The 25,151-nt window shown below is 57.5% G+C and carries 21 protein-coding genes; 2 read left to right on the forward strand and 19 right to left on the reverse strand.

What is annotated here, in order from left to right; genetic code table 11:
• Positions 1-27: 27 nt before the first annotated feature.
• Together CR155_RS05230 and CR155_RS05235 are read right to left on the reverse strand one after the other, a co-directional pair.
• Positions 28-891, reverse strand: coding sequence for an LOG family protein (locus CR155_RS05230; protein ID WP_102068939.1), 864 nt, complete (start codon positions 889-891; stop codon positions 28-30).
• Positions 888-1,493: a helix-turn-helix domain-containing protein gene (locus tag CR155_RS05235; RefSeq protein ID WP_102069153.1), complete on the reverse strand. Its 606-nt coding sequence runs from the start codon at positions 1,491-1,493 to the stop codon at positions 888-890. The genes CR155_RS05230 and CR155_RS05235 overlap by 4 nt, the downstream gene beginning before the upstream one ends.
• 124 nt (positions 1,494-1,617) lie before the next feature.
• Between CR155_RS05235 and CR155_RS05240 the strand changes: the two genes are divergently transcribed.
• Positions 1,618-2,844 carry a benzoate/H(+) symporter BenE family transporter gene (locus CR155_RS05240; RefSeq protein ID WP_102068940.1) on the forward strand — a complete coding sequence of 409 codons (1,227 nt, stop codon included), beginning with the start codon at positions 1,618-1,620 and terminating at the stop codon, positions 2,842-2,844.
• 30 nt (positions 2,845-2,874) lie between these two features.
• Here CR155_RS05240 and CR155_RS05245 read toward each other — a convergent pair whose 3' ends face one another.
• The gene (locus CR155_RS05245) at positions 2,875-3,672 is read right to left on the reverse strand and encodes a LamB/YcsF family protein (RefSeq protein ID WP_102068941.1); all 798 of its coding nucleotides are present in this window, start codon (positions 3,670-3,672) and stop codon (positions 2,875-2,877) included.
• 110 nt (positions 3,673-3,782) lie between these two features.
• Complete coding sequence (locus tag CR155_RS05250; RefSeq protein WP_102068942.1) at positions 3,783-5,309, reverse strand: aldehyde dehydrogenase family protein; 1,527 nt, start codon at positions 5,307-5,309, stop codon at positions 3,783-3,785.
• A gap of 231 nt (positions 5,310-5,540) precedes the next feature.
• On the opposite strand from CR155_RS05250, the gene CR155_RS05255 reads away from it, so the two are divergent.
• Complete coding sequence (locus CR155_RS05255) at positions 5,541-7,421, forward strand: sigma-54-dependent Fis family transcriptional regulator (RefSeq protein ID WP_102068943.1); 1,881 nt, start codon at positions 5,541-5,543, stop codon at positions 7,419-7,421.
• Positions 7,422-7,512: 91 nt separating this feature from the next.
• Here CR155_RS05255 and rpoD read toward each other — a convergent pair whose 3' ends face one another.
• From rpoD to hisS, 15 genes are all read right to left on the reverse strand, one after another.
• Complete coding sequence (rpoD, locus tag CR155_RS05260) at positions 7,513-9,765, reverse strand: RNA polymerase sigma factor RpoD (protein WP_102068944.1); 2,253 nt, start codon at positions 9,763-9,765, stop codon at positions 7,513-7,515.
• Positions 9,766-10,005: 240 nt separating this feature from the next.
• The gene (gene dnaG, locus CR155_RS05265) at positions 10,006-11,931 is read right to left on the reverse strand and encodes a DNA primase (RefSeq protein WP_102068945.1); all 1,926 of its coding nucleotides are present in this window, start codon (positions 11,929-11,931) and stop codon (positions 10,006-10,008) included.
• Positions 11,932-12,144 (reverse strand): 30S ribosomal protein S21, encoded by a 213-nt coding sequence (gene rpsU, locus CR155_RS05270; RefSeq protein WP_102068946.1) that lies wholly within the window; start codon positions 12,142-12,144, stop codon positions 11,932-11,934. It lies immediately after the preceding gene.
• A gap of 143 nt (positions 12,145-12,287) precedes the next feature.
• On the reverse strand, positions 12,288-12,827 hold the full coding sequence (locus tag CR155_RS05275) for a phosphoribosyltransferase (protein ID WP_102068947.1): 540 nt from the start codon (positions 12,825-12,827) through the stop codon (positions 12,288-12,290).
• Positions 12,828-12,987: 160 nt separating this feature from the next.
• Positions 12,988-14,283 (reverse strand): adenylosuccinate synthase, encoded by a 1,296-nt coding sequence (locus CR155_RS05280; RefSeq protein WP_199171684.1) that lies wholly within the window; start codon positions 14,281-14,283, stop codon positions 12,988-12,990.
• Positions 14,284-14,366: 83 nt separating this feature from the next.
• Positions 14,367-15,530, reverse strand: coding sequence for an ATP phosphoribosyltransferase regulatory subunit (locus tag CR155_RS05285; protein WP_102068948.1), 1,164 nt, complete (start codon positions 15,528-15,530; stop codon positions 14,367-14,369).
• A 274-nt stretch (positions 15,531-15,804) separates the two neighbouring features.
• The gene (hflC, locus tag CR155_RS05290; protein WP_102068949.1) at positions 15,805-16,692 is read right to left on the reverse strand and encodes a protease modulator HflC; all 888 of its coding nucleotides are present in this window, start codon (positions 16,690-16,692) and stop codon (positions 15,805-15,807) included.
• A gap of 9 nt (positions 16,693-16,701) precedes the next feature.
• Positions 16,702-18,009 carry an FtsH protease activity modulator HflK gene (gene hflK / locus CR155_RS05295; protein ID WP_102068950.1) on the reverse strand — a complete coding sequence of 436 codons (1,308 nt, stop codon included), beginning with the start codon at positions 18,007-18,009 and terminating at the stop codon, positions 16,702-16,704.
• On the reverse strand, positions 17,984-19,081 hold the full coding sequence (gene hflX, locus CR155_RS05300; protein WP_102068951.1) for a GTPase HflX: 1,098 nt from the start codon (positions 19,079-19,081) through the stop codon (positions 17,984-17,986). Before hflX ends, hflK begins: the two co-directional genes overlap by 26 nt.
• A gap of 75 nt (positions 19,082-19,156) precedes the next feature.
• The gene (gene hfq / locus CR155_RS05305) at positions 19,157-19,393 is read right to left on the reverse strand and encodes an RNA chaperone Hfq (RefSeq protein WP_073101368.1); all 237 of its coding nucleotides are present in this window, start codon (positions 19,391-19,393) and stop codon (positions 19,157-19,159) included.
• Positions 19,394-19,509: 116 nt separating this feature from the next.
• Positions 19,510-20,592, reverse strand: coding sequence for a histidinol-phosphate transaminase (gene hisC / locus CR155_RS05310; protein WP_102068952.1), 1,083 nt, complete (start codon positions 20,590-20,592; stop codon positions 19,510-19,512).
• The gene (gene der, locus CR155_RS05315) at positions 20,589-22,043 is read right to left on the reverse strand and encodes a ribosome biogenesis GTPase Der (protein ID WP_102068953.1); all 1,455 of its coding nucleotides are present in this window, start codon (positions 22,041-22,043) and stop codon (positions 20,589-20,591) included. Before der ends, hisC begins: the two co-directional genes overlap by 4 nt.
• Positions 22,040-23,197, reverse strand: coding sequence for an outer membrane protein assembly factor BamB (gene bamB, locus CR155_RS05320; protein WP_102068954.1), 1,158 nt, complete (start codon positions 23,195-23,197; stop codon positions 22,040-22,042). Before bamB ends, der begins: the two co-directional genes overlap by 4 nt.
• Before the next feature lie 3 nt (positions 23,198-23,200).
• The gene (locus CR155_RS05325; protein WP_102068955.1) at positions 23,201-23,836 is read right to left on the reverse strand and encodes a YfgM family protein; all 636 of its coding nucleotides are present in this window, start codon (positions 23,834-23,836) and stop codon (positions 23,201-23,203) included.
• 3 nt (positions 23,837-23,839) lie between these two features.
• Positions 23,840-25,132 carry a histidine--tRNA ligase gene (gene hisS, locus CR155_RS05330; protein WP_102068956.1) on the reverse strand — a complete coding sequence of 431 codons (1,293 nt, stop codon included), beginning with the start codon at positions 25,130-25,132 and terminating at the stop codon, positions 23,840-23,842.
• Positions 25,133-25,151: the final 19 nt, after the last annotated feature.

Below are 25,151 nucleotides of genomic sequence, written 5' to 3' on the forward strand. Positions count from 1 at the left end.
CCGAGCAAGCGTGATGCCTGCCCGGATCTACGGTGGTGTCATTGCATAGAATTCACGAAGCGCATCGATAGCCTCCTCCGCGCTGTCCACCATGACGAATAATTGCGCATCCTCTGGCGCAATCATGCCTTCCTCAATCAGGAAGTCAATATCGATCAGACGCCGCCAGAACGCGCTATTCACCAGAACGATAGGAATACGTCCCATCTTGCGGGTTTGCACCAGTGTCAGAACTTCGAAGAGTTCGTCGAGCGTCCCAAAGCCGCCCGGAAAAGCGACGAGCGCCTTTGCACGCAACAGGAAATGCATCTTGCGCAATGCGAAATAATGGAACCGGAATGCCAGCTGGGGAGTGATGAAAGGATTGGGATATTGTTCGTGCGGCAAGGTGATGTTCAGGCCTACCGAGCGTTCACCGGCTTCAAAAGCGCCACGATTGGCCGCCTCCATGATGCCGGGCCCACCACCGGTCATCACGACCAGATCGCACGGCTCCTCGTGCTCGAAGCACTGGGATGCCTTGCGTGCAAAGCTGTAGGCTTCGTCGTACCAGTGCGATTGCTCAACTCGCCGCCTTGCCATCGCAATAGCCCGTCGCAGTCCTGGATCGTCCGACCGTATGCGCGACTGTTCCTCGACCAGTTCAAGCGCTGCCCTGGCGTCCTCCGGAGACAGTATCCTGGCACTGCCAAATACCACTATGGTGGCATTCACGTCGTGCTCCCGCAGGGCATGCTCGGTCTTCAAGAGTTCCAGTTGCATGCGTACCGGGCGTAAATCCTCACTGGCAAGAAAAGCGATATCTTCCTGCGCCAGCGTGTAGGCTCGGCCTTGTTGTATGGCTTCCTGCAGGGCATGACGTCGCTCGGCATCGGGAAAGGCTGTTTTCATGGTATTGGTCCAGGGTCTCCGACGGACTCTTCATAGTCAGCCGGATAGTGAATGAGATTGTGAAAAATGGCGGGATGCGTGGTGAGATTGCGGTATCCATGCGGACGGTCCGCGGCAAACCGTACGGCACTGCCCTTGGGCAGGACATTCCATCGTCCGTCGACCAGCAATTCCATAGGACCGCTGATGATCACCACGTGCTCGGTGACCCCAGCCGCGTGCGGCTCCGACAGTCGCACGGTACCCGGCAGTAGTACAAGTTCCAGCATCTCGAATCCGAAGCGGGCGTCGTAGGAAAATAAAGAACGCACGACGATCCCGGGTTCGACAGTCAAGCCGCGCACATATCGATCGGTGTCGGAACCGATGCTTCTGTTAACGCTCATCTCAACGGGCGGAGTTAGGAAGCTTGAAACAGGCGTCTGGAATCCATTCGCAATTTTCCAGAGCGTGGCGATCGTGGGACTCGATTCAGCGCGTTCTATCTGACCCAGCATTGCTTTGCTGACGCCGGTCTTGCGAGCGGTCTGGTCCAGACTCCAGGCGCGCCGGGTCCGCAGTTCTTTCAACGCCTGCGCCAGATAGCTGGCAGGATCTTGCATGGTGACCTCATCGTGATGCACGGCCGTAAATCGACCACGCCCGAAAAGCATTGTGCGTTATAACGTACGATGCTAGCATGAGTTGCACCAGCCGTTATAACGCACAGGCAACGATGAGAACATTATGGGTAATTACTTCAAAATTTCGCACATAACGTCCGGTTTCATTGTTGTGCTGGTGGGCTACAGCAGTTCAGTTGCCATTATTTTCCAGGCGGCCAGCGCGGCGGGTGCGACACCGGCCGAGCTCGCGTCGTGGATGTGGGCGCTGGGAATCGGCATGGGCGTCAGCAGCATTGCCTTGTCGCTACGATACCGCAGCCCCACGTTAACTGCATGGTCGACTCCCGGTGCCGCCTTGCTCGTCACCGGCCTATCCGGCCTCGGCATGAACGAGGCCATTGGCGTCTTTCTGTTCTCCTCCATGTTGATCACGCTTTGCGGCATTACCGGCTGGTTTCAGAAAGCCATGCACTACATACCAAGGCATATCGCGGCCGCCATGCTGGGCGGGATACTCGTTCGCTTCGGCATGGATCTGTTCACCTCGATGCAGTCCCAGCTCCTGCTCGTCGCGATCATGTTTCTGACTTTCTGGCTTGGTCGCATCGCCTTGCCGCGTTACAGCGTGCCGTTCGCCTTGCTGGCAGGCATCGCATGCGCGGGTTTCCAAGGCCTGTTGCATCTGGAGCTATTGGAATGGTCACCGGCAAGACCAATGCTGATGACGCCGGAGTTCACGCTATCCTCGGTGATCGGAGTGGGCATCCCCTTGTTCATCGTGACGATGACTTCGCAGAACATTCCCGGCCTTGCCGTACTGCAGGCCAACGGCTACGACACACCGGCATCGCCTTTGATCAGCTGGACCGGTATCACAGGTCTGTTGCTCGGCCCTTTCGGCGGCTACTCTTTCAATCTTGCGGCTATCACGGCTGCAATATGCATGAGCAGGGATGCCGATCCGGATCCCGGTAAACGGTATCTGGCGTCCGTCTGGGCGGGTGTGTTCTATCTGATCACCGGCGTGTTTGGCGCGACGGTGGTAGGGTTGTTTGCCGCCTTCCCCTTGGAGTTGGTCGCCGCCATTGCGGGGCTGGCCCTGCTGGGCACGATCGGCAATAGCCTTGCAGGAGCACTTGCTGCCGAATCCGGCCGCGAAGCAGCTCTCGTCACCTTCCTGTGTACTGCATCCGGTACGAGCTTCCTGGGCATTGGCAGTGCGTTCTGGGGTCTGGCGCTGGGAATCGTCGTGCACTTCCTTATTACGAGGCGGCGCACCGGTATTTCCGGCACCGAAATCATTGCAAGGACCGCAGCGCAGCCCGCCGCCGACACAGGCAGGCCATGACCGCCAGGCGTTCCTGCCTGACATGCCGTTTCAGTGTTGAAGCTGGGATTCTGGCCTGCTGTCTAACTGCTGAACTGTCTTTACCAAAATATTATTGTCGTGAAGTGCTTGGCGGATTGCTCGCGCAAACATAACTGCGCCCGGCTGGTCGCCATGTATGCATAGTGTATCGGCCTGGACCGCAACGTCGACACCCTGCATGCTGCTCACCTTGCCTTCGGTGATCATGCGCAGCACTTGCCGAATCGAAACTTCCACATCCACGATCATGGCCCCTGGTTGCCTGCGGGGGGTCAACGAACCATCGCTTTGGTAGCTGCGATCCGCAAAGACTTCTTGCGCGACATTCAGGCCGACATCTTGCGCAATTCCAGCCTGCACACTGGAGGCCAGTGCATAGAACACCAAGCTGCGGTCCACGTCATAGACGGCCTGCGCGATGGCCTTGGCCAGTTCCGGTTGCCTGGCAGCCATGTTATACAAGGCGCCATGCGCTTTCACGTGATGCAGGCGGCTGCCCTGGCTGGCGGCGACACCGGCCATGGAACCTAGTTGGACGACCACCATGTCGTACGCGTTATCGGGGCTGATATCCATGCTGCGACGCCCGAAACCCGCGAGGTCCGGCAAGCCGGGGTGCGCGCCAAGTGCAACACCATGTTTCAAGGCCGCCGCCACGGTCTTTCGCATGACCCCAGGGTCACCGGCATGAAAGCCGCAAGCGATATTGGCGGATGTGACAAAAGGCAGGATCTCGTCGTCCTGCCCCATGTTCCAGGCGCCAAAACTTTCGCCCATGTCGCAATTCAGGTCTATCGATAAGGTCATAATCAACTCGGAAGGTTTGCCGGTATGGGATAAACGAGAGTTTATCGCCATGGCCGGCAAACACCAACGATCATCGACGAACCATCGGATCGACAGCGCTGCACGGACGGCTAGAAAAATCCCAGCGCGTTCGGGCTGTAGCTGACCAGCAAGCACTTCGTTTGCTGGTAGGCAGCCAATGTCATCTTGTGATTTTCCCGTCCGACGCCTGACTTCTTGTAGCCGCCGAATGCCGCGTGAGCCGGATACAGGTTATAGCAATTGGTCCACACGCGGCCCGCTTGGATCTGCCGGCCGACACGGTAAGCCTGTGTACCATTACGGGTCCATACGCCTGCACCAAGTCCATATTCGGTATCGTTGGCAATTTCAATGGCTTCCTCTTCGTCTTTGAAAGTCATCACCGACGCCACCGGCCCGAAAATTTCTTCCTGAAACACCCGCATGCTGTTGTCGCCGAAAAGCAAGGTGGGTTTGACGTAAAAGCCCTCGTTCAGCCCTTCACCCGGCGCATTTCGCCCACCGCCGGTGAGGCATTGCGCCCCCTCGCTGCGACCGATATCAATATACGAGAGTATTTTGTCCATTTGCACCTTGGAAACCTGCGCTCCCACCATAGTGGAGGCATCCAGCGGATGTCCTGTTTTAATGGCTTCGACGCGCTTGATGGCACGCTCGATGAATCGCTCGTAGATCGATTCCTGGATCAGGACGCGCGAGGGACATGTGCAGATTTCGCCCTGATTCAAAGAGAACATGGCCAGGCCTTCCAGGGCCTTGTCGAAGAAGGCATCTTCCTGATCCATGACATCGGCAAAAAAGATGTTGGGGCTTTTTCCGCCCAATTCGACCGTGCTGGGTATAAGATTTTCGGCAGCGGCATGCAATATATGCTTGCCGGTGGGCGTGGAACCAGTGAACGCCAACTTGGCAATACGCTTGCTGGTCGCCAGGGCCTGACCCGCCTCCTTGCCATATCCGTTGACGATGTTGATGACGCCGGCCGGGAACAAGTCGCCGACCAGCTCCATAAGGACCAGTATCGAGGCGGGCGTTTGTTCCGCCGGTTTGAGGACTACGCAGTTTCCGGCGGCAAGGGCCGGCGCCAACTTCCAAATGGCCATCAATAGCGGAAAATTCCAGGGAATGATCTGGCCGACGACACCCAACGGTTCGGGGAAATGGTAGGCGACCGTGTCGTGGTCGACTTCAGATATTCCGCCCTCTTGTGCCCGGATACACCCGGCAAAATAGCGCAGATGATCGATGGCCAGTGGAACGTCAGCGGCCATGGTTTCACGCAGCGGCTTGCCATTGTCGATGGATTCGGCAACGGCGAGCACCTTGAGATTCTGTTCCATTTTGTCGGCCATGCGCAAGAGCGTGTTGGAACGTTCCGTGACGGAGGTTTCGCCCCATTGCTTGCGTACCGCGTGTGCCGCATCGAGAGCCGCATCGATGTCGGCAGCGTCTGAGCGTGGCACCTCGCAGAATACCTGTCCGGTGATCGGCGAGATATTTTCGAAATAAGTGCCCGAGATCGGTGCCACCCATTTACCGCCTATATAGTTTTCATAGTGGCGCTTGTAAGGGTACTCGACGTCGATACCGAAATGTTTAAGATCTGTTAAGTCCATTGCTTGTCTCCTTGTTGTGGAAGCAGTCTCGCGTCGCGGACTGGCCTTCACAACAACTAGCAATACGCATGCCAGTTTAAACAGGAAAGACCGGCCTTCGCAGGCCCGTTCCTATATGGCTTGCGGGATGGCATAATTGCTTGTAGAAGCGAGAGTTGTCGCTAATAGCGACATCCAACGGCCAATTTTGCGACACAACACTGACGCAGACTGCAACAGGAGGCACTCGGGATGAATTCGCTCAAGCCGCTCACATCGGCCAAGCCGCAGGATGCCGTACTTGCAAAAAACCGCATCCTACGTTCCTGGGAGCGCTGCCAGGCCAGTGGCGCCGCCCTGCATGCCGACCCCAATCCCATCCTCGCGGCAGACCTTCAAACCCGCCTAGAGCAACACGCCAATGTATTGCATTTGGCTCAATCGGAAATCGCAACCTTGGCGTCACTGGTCGCCAGCGCGCAGAGCGTGGTGCTGTTGGCTGACGCCAGCGGTGTCATTCTTCAGGAAGCGGGCAGCACCGAATTCTTGCGCAAGGCCGAGAAAGTTGCGCTGCAGCCCGGGGTCAGTTGGGCTGAATCCCTGCGGGGCACCAATGCGATCGGGACGGCTTTGTTCGATGCGGCGCCGGTACAGGTCCACGGGAGCGAACATTTCCTGGAATGCAACAAGATACTCAGCTGCCATGCGGCGCCCATATTTTCGCCACGCGGCGAGGTGATCGGCGTGCTTGATATTTCCAGCGAGGCCTCCATGCTGCATGCCTATGCCATGGGCCTGGCCAAAATCTGTGCACGTCAGATTGGCAATCGGGTGCTGGAACATACCGACACACGCCTGCACCGAGTCGTGTTCCAGCGTCACGCATCTATGCTCGACTCCGTGGAACGCGCCATTTTGTTACTGGAAGAAGACCGAATCGTCGGGGCGAACGAAGCAGCCTTGTGCTTGCTGGGTAGCGACTGGAGCCTGCTGGATACGTCGGTGCACGACTGGCTGGATGACTGGAGACAGCTGGATGAATCGCCTCGCGCCTTGCATACACGCAACGGCGCCCAGTTAACCGGTACGCTGCGATCAGGTCGTGCGCCCGGCCTTCCCCGTTCCGCTCCCATAATTCCGGCTCAAGACGCGCCGGCGCCTGGTCAGAAGAAGCGCGCCACCGCCGGCATGAAACTGGCGCTGCCGCCCTTGGCGGATGAAATGAAATCGAACATGCAGCACGCAATCACGGCAGTCAACGCCGGTATGGCCGTCTTGCTACAAGGAGAAACCGGAGCCGGCAAGGAAATATTCGCCCGGCACCTCCACAATCTCAGTCAATGGCATCAAGGTCCATTTGTCGCCATAAACTGCGGTGCATTGCCCGAAAGCCTGATCGAGTCGGAGTTGTTCGGTTATGAAGCCGGTGCCTTCACCGGCGCGCGCCGCGAAGGTTCCCGCGGTCGACTTCGCGAGGCCCATGACGGCGTACTTTTCCTTGACGAGATCGGCGACATGCCGCTATTGCTCCAGACGCGTCTGCTACGTGCATTGCAAGAGCGCGAAGTACAACCGCTAGGATCCGACAAACGCATACCGGTGGAATTCGGTCTGATCAGCGCAACGAATCATGACCTGATGACGATGGTGGAAAACGGCAGTTTCCGTGCTGATCTCTATTACCGCCTGCAAGACTTCGATGTCCATTTGCCGCCCCTGCGCGAGCGGCACAACCTGCGCAATTACCTGTGCCAGGAATTCCAGCGCCTGGGTGGTGCCGACCGCTCGATGATACTCACCGATTCGGCACTGCAGAATCTCGCCGCCTATTCGTGGCCTGGCAATTACCGGCAGCTCCATAGTGTGCTGCGTCGCCTGGTTCATTTGCAAGCCGCTGGCAGCGCCATCAAAGCCACAGACCTGCCGCCTGAATTTCAGGGGCGCGATTGCATTGCGCCTGCCCAACGCGTCACCCCCACGTGCCCGGCGTCGACCTTGCGCGCTATCAGCGACCAGACCATCGAACGCGCCATTGCGGAATCCCGCAACAACATCACCCATGCCGCCCGTAGCCTGGGCGTGCACCGCAGCACGCTGTACCGCTACCTGCGCCGGCATCCCGCCAGTCCTTGATCCATAAAAAACGGCATCCTCGAGGATGCCGCTATAACTGGACTGCTTCGTAACGCTGGCCGTCGCGCCCAGTAAACCAGGCGCGTCCGGCTTATTGACCTTCCAGGAAACTCTTGAGCTTGTCGGCCCGGCTTGGATGACGCAGCTTGCGCAAGGCCTTGGCTTCTATTTGGCGAATACGCTCGCGCGTAACGTCAAATTGCTTGCCGACTTCTTCCAGTGTCTGGTCGGTGCTCATTTCGATACCGAAGCGCATGCGCAGCACTTTTGCCTCGCGTGGCGTAAGCGAATCGAGCACTTCCTTGACGACATCACGCATCGAGCCGTGCAGCGCCCACTCGGATGGTGACAAGGTACCGGTGTCTTCAATGAAGTCGCCCAGATGAGAATCGTCATCGTCACCGATAGGAGTTTCCATTGAAATCGGCTCTTTGGCGATTTTCAGGATCTTGCGAACCTTGTCTTCCGGCATGTCCATCTTTTGTGCCAGCGTGGCGGGATCGGGCTCCGCACCGGTTTCCTGCAAAATCTGGCGATTGATGCGATTCATTTTATTGATCGTTTCAATCATGTGCACCGGAATGCGAATGGTGCGTGCCTGGTCGGCAATGGAACGCGTGATGGCCTGACGGATCCACCATGTGGCATACGTCGAAAATTTGTAGCCGCGACGATATTCGAACTTGTCCACGGCTTTCATCAGCCCGATATTGCCTTCCTGAATGAGATCCAGGAACTGCAGGCCGCGATTCGTGTACTTCTTGGCGATGGAGATGACCAGGCGCAGGTTGGCTTCCGTCATTTCGCGCTTGGCCTTGCGAGCCTTGGCTTCGCCGGTTGCCATACGCTTATTGACGTCTTTGAGGTCCTTCAGCGGAAGGACGACAGCCGTTTGCAGGTCGATCAGCTTTTGCTGGATTTCCTGCACGGCGGGGATGTGACGCTCAAGTGTCTGTGAATAGGCGTGTCCGGCGGCGACTTCGGCCAATACCCAATCCAGGTTGGTTTCGTTGCCGGGAAATACCTTGATGAAATAAGCACGGGGCATTCCGGCGCGGTCCACACATGCTTGCAGAACGGCACGCTCGAGCTTGCGCACTTCGCCGACCTGTTCGCGCAGGGTGTCCGCCAGCTTCTCGACCATTTTCGCCGTGAAACGGATCCCCATGAGTTCGTTGAGGATGGCTTCCTGTGCCTGGATATATTCCTCGGCTTGGTAACCGTCGCGCTCGAACGCCTTGCGCATTTTTCCAAACCATACGCCGATGGTTTCGAACTTCTTCAGGGCGGTGGTGCGCAGGTATTCGAGTTGCTTGCTGCTCATGCCGCCTGCGGGACCGTCTTCGTTTTCGTCGTTGTCGACGGAAACGCCAGCACCGGCGTATTCTTCGCCTTCCTGGTCGATTAGACCGTCCACGACCTCATCGATCTGCGCAGCACCGTCACGCACACGCTGCACATACTGCAGGATTTCATTGACGGTGGTGGGGCACGCCGCAATGGCCATGACCATATGCTTGAGACCGTCTTCGATGCGCTTGGCGATTTCGATCTCGCCTTCCCGGGTCAAGAGTTCGACCGTGCCCATTTCGCGCATATACATGCGCACGGGGTCTGTGGTGCGGCCGAAATCAGAGTCAACCGTTGTCAGCGCTGCCTCGGCTTCGTCTTCGACATCGTCGTCGCTGGTGGCTACAGGCGCGTTGTCGCTCATGAGGAGCGCGTCGGCATCGGGTGCCTGATCGTACACGGAGATACCCATGTCGCTGAACGTGCTGATGATGCCGTCGATGGCTTCCGCATCGACCAGATCGTCGGGCAAATGGTCGTTGATTTCACCGTACGTCAGGTAGCCACGGTCTTTACCCAGCTTGATCAGGACTTTCAAGCGATTGCGACGGGCCTCTTGTTCCTCTGGCGTCATCTGGTTGCGTGCCGGGACGTCCTTATCACCCTTCGCGCGCTTGCCGCCACGCTTGGGCAGTGGCTTTAGATCGGGAATGACTTCTGCGTCGCCGGAATCATCGTCGTTGAAATCGGCGCTGTCATTATTCGCGTTCTTGGCCGGCCGCCCGGGGCGACGCCCAGTCGGGACAGCGCGAGCGGCGGTCTTGCCAGTTTTCTTTACCTCGGTCGAACCCGGCTCAGCGGTCTTCTTGGCAGCGGCCTTGGTGGCCGCCGCTTTCTTGGCCGGAGCCTTTTTCACGGTAGGGGCTTTATCTGCCGGAACACCGTCCCCAATCTTCACTGCCGCCTTGGCGACGGTTTTTGTCGCAGCCGCAGTTGTAGATTTCTTGACAGCTTCTTCGGCCGACAGGGGGGTTTTACCAGTACTTTGGGTCATAGTCGCTTCCGTAGGCGCAAAACCACTCGGTCAGCCATAGGCCAACGAGTGTTGCAGGGCAGAACTTACTTATCGCAAAAAATACGCATAGGCTGCATTTAACGCTGATGTCGACCCAAGCAGCCCATATTTAATATTCCTTGACGTTATCGTTGCAAGGCAAAGGGGGCTAGCCGGTCTGCACCATTGTTAGTGCACTACCATGCACAAGAGTTGCGAAAACTCTCAATTTTACAGTACTTAACGTGAAGAAGCACTACTCAGCAGTGCAATTCGTCGCGTCAATTCGTGATACCTCTTTCGTGAACTTTCATCCTTCAGTCCAGCAAGCACCAATGACGACTGCTCTGCCTTGATGGCCTCGAGCTCGATACGTCGCATTGCGTCGTTCCATTCGGCCTGCGGATCGGGCAGATCTTCCTGAGCCAACAGCTCAGGGCTTACCGAGGCCAATATGCCAGCCAGGTCTGAAGCTGGATCGGCTGCCTGCAACAAGGCGCCGGCATGACGCGCGCCGCTGACATTGGCCAGTGCAATAAGGTCCCGGACAAGCACTAGATGGGGGCCTTGTTCCAATATTTCAAGTTGTTGGTCGCCCAGACTCGAAACAAGTTCCGGATGAGCCAGCAACAGACGCAACAGTCGCTTGGCCATGGGGGTGACCGTGCGAGCCCTATTACCGCGGGAAGCTCGTGGCGCATCACGGGAAAACGACTGGGATGGCCTGACATCGATACTGTCGTAAGCGCCATAATCATCCGGATCGAACATGGGCGCATCCATAAACCCGGGCGGCTCTTCATTTTCGCCAGGCTGCGACGCCTCGCGCTGGGCAACTGGGATGCCGGGCAATGGCGGCGCGGACTCCGCCGGTACGACTTCCGTCAGCATCTGCGCCAATTCTTCGGGCGTCAGATGCACGAGCTTTGCAAACTCGCGTTCGATCTGCACGCGTAACGTGCCTTCCGGAAGCGATGCCAGCAACGGTTTGGCCTCGTGCACGCATGCTGCGCGCCCTTCCGCTTCATGCATCGCATGATGCGACGCCAGCTCATCCAGCATGAACCTCGACAAGGGGACGGCCTCGGCGACCGTCGCCTTGAATGCCTCCTGACCATACTCGCGGATGTAGGAATCCGGATCATGCTCGGAAGGCAGAAACAGGAACCGCATCGACACATCGTCGCGCACCAGAGGCAGACAGGTATTCAGCGCACGCCAGGCTGCCTTGCGACCAGCCTTGTCACCGTCGAAACTGAAGATGATCTTGTTGCTGACCCGTAACAGCTTTTGGATATGGAACGATGTGGTGGCGGTACCAAGGGTGGCCACCGCGTTGTCCAGGCCGTGCTGCGCCAGGCCGACCACGTCCATATAGCCTTCCACGACCAGAACATGTCCTTGTTTCCGGATTCCGGTCCGTGCCTCCCAGAGGCCGTACAGCTCGTGGCCCTTCGAAAAAAGCGATGTTTCGGGCGAATTGAGGTACTTGGGCTCGCCTTTGCCGATAATGCGTCCACCGAATCCAATCAAGTTTCCCCGCTGATTGCGTATGGGAAACATGATGCGTTCGCGAAAACGATCATAGCGGCGTCCGTCCTCGGCTTCGATCACCAGGCCCGATTCCACCAGCGAGGGATCCTCGTAATGGGGAAAAATCGATGCGAGCCCCCGCCGGTCGGCGCCTGCCCAACCCAGTCCGAAACGCGCAGCGATTTCCCCTGACAGTCCACGCTGCTTCAGATAATGAACAGCATTTCGCGCGCCTTTGAGTTCGCGCACATAATACGCCTGGGCAAGATCAAGAATCTGCTGTTGGCGGGATACTTCGTCTTTGCGTACCTGATCGGCGGCTCGTTGCCGTGGGCTGCGCGGTTCTTCCGGAACCGTCATGCCGGCACTCCCGGCCAGACTGCGGACCGCCTCGGGGAAGCTGGCGCCGGTATGTTCGATCAGGAAAGTGATGGCACTGCCATGCGCACCGCAGCCGAAACAGTGATAGAACTGCTTGGTGGGACTTACGGTGAAAGAGGGGCTTTTTTCATTGTGGAACGGGCAAAGGCCAAGTAAATTGGCCCCACCCTTGCGCAACTGTACATATCGCCCGACGACGTCAACAACATCTACTCGGGCGAGAAGATCCTGAACAAATGATTCAGGAATCAATCAATACAGACGCGGAGGCAGTTGTTGGCTGCGGATGCGTTTGTAGTGGCGCTTGACGGCTGCAGCATGCTTGCGTTTACGTTCAGCAGTGGGCTTTTCGTAAAATTCGCGGGCGCGCAATTCGGTCAAGAGACCAATTTTCTCGATGGTGCGCTTAAAGCGACGCAATGCGGCTTCAAACGGCTCGTTTTCTTTCAGACGAACGATAGGCATGTAATCTTAAGCCTTGCAAGTTATAGATTAGTGAATTAACGACAACCTAAGAGTTTACCACGAATAGTTGGTTCATGGTTCGATCTCAGACCATCAACGTTGGGCCACCCGTCCTTGCCATGGGCATTGGACAGACGAAAAACTCAACCACGAACACCTTTGCGCACCCATGCTTCCAGCTGATGGGGACGAATGCTGTCGTAGTCTTCGAAAGGCTGGTGTATCCATGGATTGGTCGGCAGTTTTTCCACGAAATAATCGGGGATGGACTGCGAGTGCCCTTTCCACCACAGGACGGCAGTCTTGAGCTCGGTAATGGCCGGAAATTGCGACAGGAGATGGTCGCGCACACGGCCGAAAGTCATGCCTGTATCGACCATATCGTCGACCAGCAGCACCCTGCCATCCAGCGTACCGCGGGTAATGGTGATGAACTGCGCAATATCGAGCTGACCCTGTTCGGTGCCAGCCGCTTCGCGATAGCTGCTGGTGGCCAGAATGCCCAGGGGCACGTCGTATATGCGCGACAATACATCACCGACACGGACCCCACCGCGCGCCAGGCATACGATCTTATCGAAATGCCAGCCCGACTCGTGTACCGTCAGGGCAAGCCGCTCGATAAGCGCGTGATATTGATCCCAGCTGACCCAATGGTCCCGGTCGGTGCTTGGATTGGTCATAAGTCGATGGTTCCATACTGTTTCGAGGGTCCGTTATGATAAACCGCCAGCCGACCAGCGAAAAGCCGAAAATGGAAAAACCTCGCATTCCTTGCGAAATACGGGGTGATTTGTTGCAACTTACACGCAAACGTCTTGAGTGCAGCTCCGCCGCCTGTCTTTATCCTTTGAAAGGATGGCGCAATACGATGGTTTCCAGGCGGTCCGGACCGGTGGAAACCATATCTATGGCTACATCGCAGACGTCCGCGATGCGTTCCAGGTAACGACGCGCATTGGCCGGAAGCTTATCATAGTCGGTCACGCCGACTGTCGATTCGGTCCAGCCGGCCATTTCTTCCAGGACCGGCTCCGCTTCGGCGGCAGCATGAGCGCCGTAAGGCAATACATCGAGAAACTCGCCCTTATAGCGATAGCCGACGCCGATCTTGAGCTGTTCGACACCGTCCAGGACATCGAGCTTCGTGATGCAAAGCCCTGATATTCCGTTGATCATGACCGATCGTTTCATGGCGGCGCCGTCGAACCAGCCGCAACGCCGTGGCCGCCCGGTGACCGAACCGAATTCCTTGCCAACCGTCGCCAGGCGGGCGCCGGTGTCGTCCAGCAATTCGGTGGGGAACGGACCTGACCCAACCCGGGTCGTGTAGGCCTTGGCGATGCCGAGCACGTAGTCGAGCGATTGCGGCCCCACGCCCGCACCTGCGGATGCGGCACCGGCCACGCAGTTGCTGCTGGTGACAAACGGGTAAGTACCGTGGTCGATGTCGAGCAAGGCACCCTGCGCGCCTTCAAACAGCAATTTCTGGCCGGCCTTCTGCGCGATATAAAGATTCTGCGATACGTCAGCCACCATGGGCCGGATGGCAGGTGCCAGCGCCATGGCCTGGTCGCGAACCTCGTCGGCCGAGACGGCTTTGCTGCCCAAGTACTGGGACAGGACGAAATTGTGGAAGTCGAGCACTTCGGCAAGTTTTTCATCAAAGATGGCGGGGTCGTAGAGGTCTTGCACACGCAATGCGCGCCGAGCCACCTTGTCTTCATAGGCAGGCCCGATGCCACGGCCGGTCGTTCCGATCTTGCCCTCGCCTTTGCGGGTTTCGCGGGCCTGGTCGACAGCAATATGGTAGGGGAGTATGAGCGGGCAGGCGGGTGAGATTTGCAGGCGCGAACGTACGTCCAGACCCGCCTCTTCGAGTTCGCCGATTTCTTTCAGCAACGCTTCGGGCGACAGCACGACGCCATTGCCAATATAGCAAGTGACATGTGGATGCATGATGCCCGACGGAATAAGTCGGAGTATCGTTTTCTTGCCGTTGATCCACAGCGTATGCCCGGCGTTATGACCGCCCTGGAATCGCACCACGCCCTGGGCCGATTCAGCCAGCCAATCCACGATCTTGCCCTTGCCCTCGTCACCCCATTGGGTGCCGATCACTACAATATTCTTGCTCATGTCTTGTATCAAAAAGTACGGCCCGACATACACAAGGCCAAATCAGGTTCAAACCATACGATAAAGCTGTCCGGCATAGCGGATTACTGAATCGCCCTTACCTTCCATACCCCGTCGTCCAGAACAAGCTCCCGGTCGACAGTAAATTCATCCAGCCGATGCGGCTGGCCCGGCAACACCTGCACGACAATCTCGCCGGCGCCGCGCAACTGGCGCAACACCGCAACCAGGGCTGCATCATTGCCCCAGGGAGCGCGTATGGCCTTGGCGATCTGCGCAGGTGGCAGGCCCGCCGACAACTTGCGCAAATCGAGACTGAAGCCCGTGGCGGGACGGGAACGCCCAAACGCCTTGGCCACTCCGTCGTAACGGCCGCCCTTGACCAGGGCATCATGCCATCCTTCGGCATAGATGGAAAACACGACGCCTGAATGATAGCCATAACCGCTGCCCATATCTGCCAGGTCGATGCTGAACTGGTGCATGGGCAGGGCCCGGACCAGCGTTTCGAGATCGTCCAGTCCGGCCAGCAAGGCGGGTAAAGCAGGCAGGACCACGCGTGCCCTGGCAATGACGTCTGGTCCGCCGTACAGAGAGGCCAAATCGAGCAAGGCCTTGATCGTGACCGGCTGGATATCCGGCATCGTCGACGGGAGATCGCTGATGGCCGGGATATCCTTGGTGCTGAGCAATTCGGATATGGCTTCTTCCGCACCCTGCAAGGCGGGGTCGGAATCGATGATCGCCCGCACTACGCCGGGGTGGTTGAGATCGAGCCTGGCATGCTTGACGCCGGCCCGCTTGACGCTTTCCAGTGCTAGTTCCAGCACTTCGATATCGGCTTCGACGCCCGCATGACCGAATATTTCGGCACCGATCTGGAGTAGCTCACGATCGGACAGCAAACCAGACGGCCGCGCGTGCAAGACCGATCCACAGTAGCATAAGCGGGTGGCGCCCTCGCGATTGAGCAGGTGAGCATCGATGCGCGAAACCTGTGGCGTCATGTCGGCGCGCACGCCCATGGTGCGGCCCGATAGCTGATCAACCAGCTTGCAGGTGCGCAGATTCAGCGCACTGCCTGTGCCTGAAAGCAGAGAGTCGATGTATTCAACCAACGGCGGTGCGACAAGTTCGAAGCCATAAGTTCGGTACAGGTCCAGCAAATTGCGCCGCAGCTCTTCGATGCGACGCGCCTCGGCAGGCAGAATATCGGCCAGACTTTCTGGCAACAACCAATTGGACATCATCCGGTCCTGAAAAATATTGCAAATAGCACTGCCAAACAAAAAGCGACCTGGGGCGTAAGCCCGCCAAGTCGCTTGCGGTAGGAAGTTAAACAAAACTTACGCGATAGTATAAACGATAGGGACCAATAAGGAAACCGGACCGGGTCGCCTTGTCCGTCCACCGGCACATCGCCGCGCAATGAACATGCGATTTCACTGCTGACGAAAACCATCTGCCCGGCGCCGCTGCGTCAAGCAATGGGCCGGGCAGGTGTTTGGTCAGGCAGACAGGTCAGGGTTTGGCAGGATTGCCGCCCTCGGGCGATGTCCAGAACTTGAAAAAGTCGGATTTCGGGCTGAGGACCAGGGTATCGTTGGCACCGGAGAAGGCGGCGCGGTATCCTTCGAGGCTCTTGTAAAAGCTGAAGAACTCGGGGTTTTTCCCGTAAGCGTCGGCATAAATCGCCGCGGCCTTCGCATCGCCCTCGCCGCGGATGCCTTGCGATTCAGCGTAGGCTTTTGCAACCAGCTCCTGGCGTTGGCGATCGGCTTGAGCACGAATGCGTTCACTATCGGCAGCGCCTGTGGCACGCAGACGGTTGGCCTCTTGCTTGCGCTCCGCTTCCATTCGCCGGTAAACCGACTCGGAAATTTCAGGCGCGAAATCGATGCGGCGCAGACGTACGTCGACGACCTGGACACCCAGCGGCTTGGCGCGAGCCTCTACCGTAGTGAGCACTTCCTTCATGATGGTGTCGCGTTCGCTGGAAACCACTTCCTTCACAGTACGGACGTTGACGGACGCGTTAAGCGCATCGCGAATTTGCGCTTGCAGACGTTCGACGGCAGCACGATCGTTGGCGCCGAAGGTAACGTAGAAAAGGCGAGGGTCGGCGATGCGCCACTTCACGAAGGAATCGATCAGCAGGTTTTTCTTTTCTGCTGTCTGGATTCGTTCAGGATCGTTGGTTTCGATGGTTTGCAGGCGCTTGTCAAGACGCACCACATTCTCGAACGGCGGTGGCAACTTGAAATACAGACCTGGCTCGGTGATGGTCTCGCGAACTTCACCCAAGGCAAACACCAGAGCAGAATCACGCTCGCGAACGACGAACACGCACGTGGAAAGAATTGCCAGCAAGATGACCAGGCCGACTAAAGCGGGAAAAAAACGTTGCATCATGGCCTCCTAGCGTGAATACGGATTCGTCAGCGCATTCTTGGTTGAAGCGCTGTTATCGGGCGTACTGGTTCTCGCTGGAGTACTGGCCGTCTTCGGAGGCGGAGCAGCCATGGCAGCCGCGCCCGTGGTGCTCTCGACCGAACTGCTGGAACGGGTGCCTGCACCCGCCGCCTGTTGCACGATTTTGTCCAGGGGCAAATACAACATGTTGTTGCTTGCCTCGGAATCGATCATGACTTTACTGCTGCGTTCAAGAATCTCTTGCATGGTCGACAAGTACATGCGTTCGCGCGTTATGTCGGGTGCTTTGGCGAATTCGGACTCGACACTGGTGTAGCGGGAAGTATCACCCTGGGCGTCACCGATGGTCGTAGCGCGGTAGCCCTCGGCCTCCTGCACCATACGTGCAACCTGGCCTTGCGCCTCGGGCAATACCTTGTTGGCATAGGCATTCCCTTCGTTGATCTGGCGTTCGCGGTCTTGTCCGGCTTTTACCGCGTCGTCAAAGGCGGCCTGCACCTGCTCGGGCGGCTGTACGTTCTGGATTGCCACAGTGCTGATCTGTACGCCGGTCTTGTAGACGTCGAGTATGCTCTGCGCCAGGGTCTGCACTTCGGTTGCGACCTCGGTACGACCGGAATACAGGACGAAGTCCATCGGCTTCCTGCCGACGATTTCACGCATGGCTGTTTCGGCCGCCTGACGAACGGATTCGTCGGGCTGGCTGGTATTGAACAGGTAATCAGGCGCGCCGGTAGGCATCAAACGGTATTGCACCACGAATTGGAGATCTACGATGTTCTCGTCGGTGGTAAGCATGAGGGACTCAGGCAGAACCTTGTTTCTCGCGGTGCCTCGAAAACCGACTTCGAATGTGCGCAGTTGCGAAATATTGACGGACTCGTGGCTCTCGATAGGGTAAGGCATATGCCACTGCAAGCCTGGAGACAGTGTCTTGGTGTACTTGCCAAACTGCGTAACCACCGCAACCTGCCCTTCCTGCACGATCACCAGCCCGCTGGCCAGCCATAATCCCACCAAGATGACGGCCACGCCGGCGATCATCTTTGGGGAACCCTTGGGCATGGAGGGCAGGCCGTTGCCGCCCGAACCATTGCCGCCGCCGAAACGATTATCACCGCGCTTGGGCTTGCGTCCGAAAAGGGACCCCAGGCGTGAATTGAAATCGCGCCAGACCTCATCGAGGTCGGGAGGTCCGTCGCCCTTTGGACGGCGAGGAGGTTCGGAACCGTTATTACCACCACGGCCCCAGCCTGGATCATTCAGATTAAAGATTTTCGATATTTGACGCATTATTTCCCGCGATTTGACCTGATTCGACAATTGCCCCACGCAAACCATCTAAACCGGCGCGCTTCAGAGCGCTCACAAAAACTCGTGCAATCGTACCATGTTCATTGCGCTCTACCCTGGGCTCGTACCCGGCTTCATCTATTTTGTTATAGACCAGAATGCGTGGGATCTCGTCAGCCCCGATATCAGCCAGCACTTTGTCGACTTCAGCCATCTGTTCGTCACGTTGCGGACTGGAGGCATCTACCACGTGCAAAAGCAAATCGGCCTGGACCGTTTCTTCCAGGGTCGCACGGAAGGCGGCGATGAGCGTAGGTGGCAAGTCGCGAATAAAACCGACCGTGTCCGAGATGACCACCTGGCCCGCCCCTTCTATCCAGACACGCCTTGTGGTGGTGTCCAGGGTAGCAAACAGCTGGTCGGCGGCAAAGGCGCCGGCCCGGGTAAGCGAATTGAACAACGTGGATTTGCCAGCGTTGGTGTAGCCCACCAGCGATACCGAAAGTATGCTTCCACGCGAACGTGAACGACGTTGGGTGGTGCGCTGGCGCTGGACACGTTCCAGACGCTCTTTCAAGAGGCGGACTTTGTCGCCGATGATGCGGCGATCCATTTCAAGCTGCGCCTCGCCCGGTCCCCGCATTCCGATGCCGCCGCGCTGACGCTCGAGGTGAGACCACATACGGGTCAGACGCGTGGATAAATGTTGCAACTGGGCGAGTTCGACTTGGAGTTTACCTTCATGACTTTTGGCACGCAGCGCGAATATGTCAAGAATCAAGGCAACCCGATCCACGACACGACGATTGAAACCACGTTCCAGGTTGCGTTGCTGGCCAGGAGTCAGAGGTTGGTCGAACAAGACGATTTCCGCACCCGTTTCATCGGCAATCAAGACCGCTTCGTCGAGTTTTCCGGTACCAATGAACAGCGCTGCATCAGGCCGGGAACGACGCGCCACAACAGTGGCAACGACCTCCGCTCCTGCGCCTTTGGCCAGCATCAGGAACTCATCGGCATGCGCCTGATAATCCGGCTTGCCGAGGTCTACATTGAGGATAAGGACCTTCATGAGAAGGCCATTAACGAAGTACCCGCCGGCACTGAGCGCACGGCGGGCATTTGATTGGCTGGGTAAAGCGGGGACTTACTCAGAGGGTTCATCCACTTGGAAAACAACCGGTCTTGCGGGGACTACGGTAGAGATGGCGTGTTTGTAAACCATTTGTGTAACGGTATTGCGTAACAGAACGACATATTGATCAAACGATTCAACCTGCCCTTGCAGCTTGATTCCATTAACCAGGTAAATCGATACGGGCACGTGATCCTTGCGTAATGCATTCAAAAACGGATCTTGTAGTGTTTGCCCTTTGTTGCTCATTGGCTAGGCTCCAATTGTGTTGTTATTTAAAGTAATTTTGGTGAAGGGATCTACTGTACAGGGTTTTCCCTGAATACGCACTGGTAACAGGCCAAATCCGACAGATCGATCTAATTCTAATGGGTTTTCAACAATATTTCGGACAAGGTATTGCATAGACGGTCGGAGTCGGCCTGAGTTCCTATCGTGATACGCAAAAACTGGTCGATTCGCGCGATGCTGAAATGCCGTACAAGTATGCCGTGTGCCCGTAGCATGCGGCTTAGCGCCGCTGCGTCATGTTCGGAATGGCGTGCAAAAACGAAGTTTGCTTGAGAAGGTAAAACTTGGAATCCAAGCGTTTTCAATTGTTGCGTAAGTGCTTCCCGCAACCGGATCACGGCATTTCGGGTCTCGTCGAAATAGGCCGTATCTTGCAAGGCGGCAACCGCCCCGACTTGCGCCAGGCTGTCCAAGGGATAAGAGTTGAAGCTGTCCTTGATGCGCATGAGTCCATCGACAATTTCTTTCGATGCGACGGCGTAGCCGACGCGCAGCCCGGCAAGTGAACGCGACTTGGACAGCGTATGCACCACGACAAGATTCGGGCATTCCGACAGCAATGCGATTGCCGAGCTTGCTCCAAAATCGACATAGGCCTCATCGACCACCACCGGGACGTCTGGATTGGCGAGCGCAATAACCCGGATATCGGCCAGAGACAACGCAATACCGGTGGGTGCATTCGGATTGGAAAAGATGATGCCGGCCGGCTTGGCAGGCTGCACACCAGCGTAGTCCGAAACACGTATCGAATAGTCGTCGGCAAGCGGTATGGTTTGGCAGGCAATGCCGTATAGCTTGCAATACGTACGATAGAAGCTATAGGTGATATCCGGCATGACCAATGGTCGGTCGCCATGCCGGAACAAGCCATTGAAAATGTGCGCCAGCACTTCGTCCGATCCGTTGCCGGGAAAGACCTGTGCCGTGTCGACACCATGCAGGGTGGAGACCGTCTGGCGCAATGCCATGGCGTCATTGTCCGGATACAGGCGCAGGTTATCGTTGGTGGCCGCCTTGATGGCGGCCAGTACACGCGGCGAAGGACCAAAGGGATGTTCGTTGGTATTCAACTTCAACAGATTGTCCAACCTGGGCTGTTCGCCCGGAGTATACGGAGACAGATCCGCGACATGATCACTCCAGTAACGACTCACGAGGCCCCCTGTGCGTATGGATTATGCGATGACTTGAATTCAATGCGCAATGGCGTGCCCTCGAGCTTGAATGTGGTGCGGAAGCGGGTTTCGAGATAACGACGGTACGACTCTGAAATGTTGTCCAATGCGTTGCCGTGTATGACGATAAGCGGCGGATTCTGGCCGCCCTGGTGCGCGTAGCGCATCTTGGGCCTGAAAATTCCTTTGCGCGGCGGCGGTTGCTGCTCCACCGCGGCCTGCAGCACACGGGTGAGCTTGGGTGTGGACAGCTTGGCAAACGCCGCGGCATGGGCGGTATTTACGGACCTGATCAGTGCATTGATGCCGGCGCCATTAAGGGCCGAGATGGTGTGCATTTTAGCAAATGACAGGAAGCGCAACTTGCGTTCGAATTCACGCAATATGGTTTCGCGCTGATGAGCGTCGAGTCCATCCCACTTATTGATGCCCACCACCAGCGCCCTGCCCGTTTCAAGTACAAAGCCCGCAATATGGGCATCCTGGTCCGAGATTTCGGTTTGTGCATCCAGCATGAGCAACACCACGTTGCACGCTTCGATAGCCTGGAGGGTTTTGATCACCGAGAATTTTTCTACCGCTTCGAACACCTTTCCGCGCCGGCGCAGGCCCGCCGTGTCGATTAGCGTGTAAGCAACCCCGCCGCGTTCGAAGTCGATCTCGATGGCGTCCCGCGTCGTGCCCGGCATATTGAAGGCGATCACGCGTTCTTCACCCAGCAAAGTATTGATGAGCGTGGATTTCCCTACGTTGGGCCTTCCGACTATGGCAAGCTTGATGCGATGGTTGATCGGCGCCTCGGCGTCTTCGTCGGGTTCTTTGGCCTCTTCGGCATCAAGATCGATATCGCCATCGTCTTCGAAGGCTGCATTGGCCTCGTCGAGATCGAAAACCGGCGCTTCGGATTCGCTGGTCTCTTCCTTGTCGAGGAACGACAGGGCAAGATCGATGAGGTCGACCACGCCGTCGCCGTGCGACGCGGAAATTGGATGCGGCTCGCCAAGGCCAAGCTCGTGAAACTCGGAGGCCGCCGACCCGTAACGCATCCCTTCGGCCTTGTTGACCGCCAGAAACACGCGCTGCCCGGTTTTACGCAGCAAACGCGCAATCTCGTGATCGTGCGCGTTTACGCCTGCTCTCGCGTCGACCAGGAAGATGACAACATCGGATTCAGCGATTGCCTGCTGCGTCTGGCGTGCCATTTCAAGCAGGATGCCGTCTTTGGCAACCGGCTCGAAGCCACCCGTATCCACCGCGATGAACGGATGGTTGCCAACGCGTCCTTCACCATAGTGACGATCACGGGTCAAGCCCGCGAAGTCAGCAACCAGAGCCGCGCGGGAGCGTGTGATCCGGTTGAACAACGTGGACTTGCCCACATTGGCACGCCCCACTATGGCCACTACCGGTTTGAACTTGACACTATTCAATTGACACCAACCAGAACCAAATTGCCATTACCTGTTTGCACCAGCACACCCCGATTGGTGGCCAGCAATGGCGACGTAATGGCGTCGCCACCGACCTGCACGCGACCCAGCAATTTGCCGTCGGTACGCGATAGAAAATGCACATAGCCTTCAAGGTCGCCGAATGCGACCGCCTGCGGAACGACAGCGGGCGCGGAAAGGCGACGATTGCTAAGTGCGTCCTGTTTCCAGACCTCGTGTCCGTCGGCCAGGGAGAAGGCATACACAACGCTGCGCTGATTGGCTGCATAGGCCTGTTGCGCGTCGGTAGCCATCCCGGTGTTGCTGGAAAAGTTCTGTTCCCATATGGGGCGGCCGCCCTGCGACACATCGAAGCACACCATCCTGCCCTGATAGCTTACGCCACAAAGCAAGGGGCCTTGTATTTGAGGACTGCCTACCACGTCGCTGATGCGCTCAAGATCTGTTGCGCCCTGCGAGATCGATATCGTACCTTCCCATTGCACGGCGCCGTTGGCGGGATTGATTGCCATCAGTCTGCCGTTGGGCATGCCTGAAATCAGAAGGCCGTCAACGATGATCATCTGCATAGTGGTCTTGAGCGCGAGGGCCGGCCCCGGACGCTGGATATTCCAGCGCAACTCGCCCGTTGCCGCATCGAATGCCTGGATACGATAGTCGCTGCTGCGAACGACCACGACGCCAGCACCAACCGTCGGAGGGATATTGACCGCGCTGGACGCTTTCGTTTTCCATTTTTCGACGCCGGTATCGTCAAAGGCTACTATGGTTCCATCGGCGGTGGCAACGGCTGTGGTTTGTCCGTCTGAACCGACACCAGCGGTGAGCTCGTGCTTGGCGTCTCCGCGCCACTGGATGCGGCCGGACGCGATATCGACTTTGCTGACCGAGCCGTTGGGCGTAGCGGCATAGACCGAGTCACCGACCATGACAGGCGCGAAACCGTATCCGCCATCGCTGCCGACAGAGACGGACCACACTATCGTGGCGGAAATACCGGCCGTGTATTCGGTCAGGGGCGAGGGATCGTAGCGTGGATTGCGGTTCGAAAACAACGAACAACCTGCGAGCGCCGAGACGCTGAGCGCCAGCACGGAGTTACGCAAGGCACGGCGAGTAAAGGCTAAGGACATGGGTCAGGCTCCACCTAAAGCATCAATTTTCAAACGCACGATTTGTGCCACGGGATCGGACCCGAGCTCTTTCAATGCGTTCTCCCAAGCCGTTTTCGCTTCGGCTATCTTGCCCTGAGCCAGAAGGATATCGCCGCGGCGATCGGCATACAAGCCTTCGAACCCAGCAGGCGCATCGGTAAGCTGGGCCAGGGCCGGTTCATACTGTTTCTGATCCAGAAGCACACCGGCCAGTCTTAACCGTGCCAGCGATACGAGCGCGACGTCGGCGCTGTTTTGTATCAACCATTCGAGTTGTTCGCGAGCGCCATCGAGATCGTTACGTTCTTGTAGCGCCTGTGCCGCAACCAGCACGCCTCGGGTCGTATAGCCTGATCCGGAAAAGTCGCCGCGCAAGGTGGTGCTCGCGGCCTTGATGCGCGCGACCGCGTCATCGCCTTCTTGCGCCGCTGCGTTCTCGAGAGCCTCGAAGTAGCCCATTGCCTGCCCGGCCCTATGGCCGTCGTACCACTGCCATCCGCGCCAGCCCGCGATACCCGCGACGATCACAAAAACGATAACGGCGCATATCGTGCCGTACCGCTCCCACCATGCGCGCAGCGCGTCAAGCTTTTCCTGCTCTTCCAAATCGTATGCCATGCTTTAGACCTTTAATTTCAATTCAGTAACGAGCCGATCGAGTGCGATCGTCTCTTGCTGCGGCTGATCTTGTCCATCTTCTTTTACCCGCAACCATTTGACGCTTGCCGTCTTCGCAGCTAGTTCATCGGCGCCAAGAATAACCGCAACCGTGGCGCCACTGGCATCGGCCCGCTTGAACTGGGCCTTGAAGCCGGCTGGCCCTGCATGGACAATGACGCGCAGGCCCGCATCGCGCAAGGACTCGGCTACCTTGGCGGCAAGACGCTGAGCATCCGGACTTTGGTGAATCATATAGACCTGACATTCCGGCAAAGTGACCTGCTCGGCGGACTGCGCGCAAAGATCGAGCAGACGTTCAACGCCTATGGCAAACCCGACAGCCGGGGCCGCCTTGCCGCCCAATAGCGCTATCAGTCCATCATAGCGTCCGCCGCCGCATACTGTGCCTTGGGCGCCCAATCGGTCGGTGACCCATTCGAAAACAGTCAGGTTGTAATAATCGAGCCCACGCACCAAACGTGTGTTGAGCGTGTAATCGATGCCCGCGTCACGCAATCGTTCGCAAACGCCTTCAAAATGGGCCAGCGAGTCGCTGCCCAGGATATCAAAGAGCCGCGGCGCGTTGTTCGCCATTTCCTGCATGGCCGGGTTCTTGGTATCGAGCACGCGTAAAGGATTGGTGTACATGCGTCGTTGCGCTTCGACGTCGAGCACGTCTTTATGCTGTTCAAGATAAGCGATCAGTGCGTCGCGATGTGCGGCGCGCTCGTCGGCCTGTCCCAATGAGTTCATCTCGAGCCGGATATCGGTCAAGCCCAGCGTTTTCCATAAACGCGACAACATCACGATAAGTTCGGCATCGACATCGGGTCCTGCAAATCCCAGGGCCTCGACATCGATCTGATGAAATTGCCGATAGCGTCCACGCTGCGGCTTTTCGTGACGGAACACCGGACCCATGGCGTAGACCCGCTGCGGCCGATCATACAGAATATTGTGCTCGATTGCCGCGCGCACCATTCCGGCGGTGAACTCGGGTCGCATGGTCAGCTGCTCGTCGTTCAGGGCGTCGGTGAACGTATACATTTCTTTCTCGACGATGTCGGTGACCTCGCCGATGCCGCGCGTAAACAATCGTGTGTGTTCCAGCACCGGTGTGCGCATATTGCGGTAGCCATAGCTGGACAGCCACTCTCGAACCACCGCTTCCAGCGCTTCCCACTGCCCACTGGTATCGGGCAATACATCTTTCATGCCGGTCAGGGCACGGACCTTTTGAAACGACTGCGTCATAGAATTCTTGTTTTCCGCG

The organism is Pollutimonas nitritireducens (assembly GCF_002849615.1).
Taxonomy (GTDB): Bacteria; Pseudomonadota; Gammaproteobacteria; order Burkholderiales; family Burkholderiaceae_B; genus Pollutimonas; species Pollutimonas nitritireducens.

Excerpts from the sequence above, each read along its gene's own strand:
- hflX (WP_102068951.1), bottom strand. The coding sequence starts at position 19,081 with ATGAAGGTCCTTATCCTCAATGTAGACCTCGGCAAGCCGGATTATCAG.
- hisS (WP_102068956.1), bottom strand. The coding sequence starts at position 25,132 with ATGACGCAGTCGTTTCAAAAGGTCCGTGCCCTGACCGGCATGAAAGAT.
- CR155_RS05255 (WP_102068943.1), top strand. The coding sequence starts at position 5,541 with ATGAATTCGCTCAAGCCGCTCACATCGGCCAAGCCGCAGGATGCCGTA.
- bamB (WP_102068954.1), bottom strand. The coding sequence starts at position 23,197 with ATGTCCTTAGCCTTTACTCGCCGTGCCTTGCGTAACTCCGTGCTGGCG.
- CR155_RS05275 (WP_102068947.1), bottom strand. The coding sequence starts at position 12,827 with ATGACCAATCCAAGCACCGACCGGGACCATTGGGTCAGCTGGGATCAA.
- CR155_RS05250 (WP_102068942.1), bottom strand. The coding sequence starts at position 5,309 with ATGGACTTAACAGATCTTAAACATTTCGGTATCGACGTCGAGTACCCT.
- hflK (WP_102068950.1), bottom strand. The coding sequence starts at position 18,009 with ATGCGTCAAATATCGAAAATCTTTAATCTGAATGATCCAGGCTGGGGC.
- CR155_RS05240 (WP_102068940.1), top strand. The coding sequence starts at position 1,618 with ATGGGTAATTACTTCAAAATTTCGCACATAACGTCCGGTTTCATTGTT.
- CR155_RS05230 (WP_102068939.1), bottom strand. The coding sequence starts at position 891 with ATGAAAACAGCCTTTCCCGATGCCGAGCGACGTCATGCCCTGCAGGAA.
- CR155_RS05325 (WP_102068955.1), bottom strand. The coding sequence starts at position 23,836 with ATGGCATACGATTTGGAAGAGCAGGAAAAGCTTGACGCGCTGCGCGCA.
- hflC (WP_102068949.1), bottom strand. The coding sequence starts at position 16,692 with ATGCAACGTTTTTTTCCCGCTTTAGTCGGCCTGGTCATCTTGCTGGCA.
- CR155_RS05285 (WP_102068948.1), bottom strand. The coding sequence starts at position 15,530 with ATGTCCAATTGGTTGTTGCCAGAAAGTCTGGCCGATATTCTGCCTGCC.
- CR155_RS05235 (WP_102069153.1), bottom strand. The coding sequence starts at position 1,493 with ATGCAAGATCCTGCCAGCTATCTGGCGCAGGCGTTGAAAGAACTGCGG.
- rpoD (WP_102068944.1), bottom strand. The coding sequence starts at position 9,765 with ATGACCCAAAGTACTGGTAAAACCCCCCTGTCGGCCGAAGAAGCTGTC.
- CR155_RS05280 (WP_199171684.1), bottom strand. The coding sequence starts at position 14,283 with ATGAGCAAGAATATTGTAGTGATCGGCACCCAATGGGGTGACGAGGGC.
- CR155_RS05245 (WP_102068941.1), bottom strand. The coding sequence starts at position 3,672 with ATGACCTTATCGATAGACCTGAATTGCGACATGGGCGAAAGTTTTGGC.
- rpsU (WP_102068946.1), bottom strand. The coding sequence starts at position 12,144 with ATGCCTATCGTTCGTCTGAAAGAAAACGAGCCGTTTGAAGCCGCATTG.
- hfq (WP_073101368.1), bottom strand. The coding sequence starts at position 19,393 with ATGAGCAACAAAGGGCAAACACTACAAGATCCGTTTTTGAATGCATTA.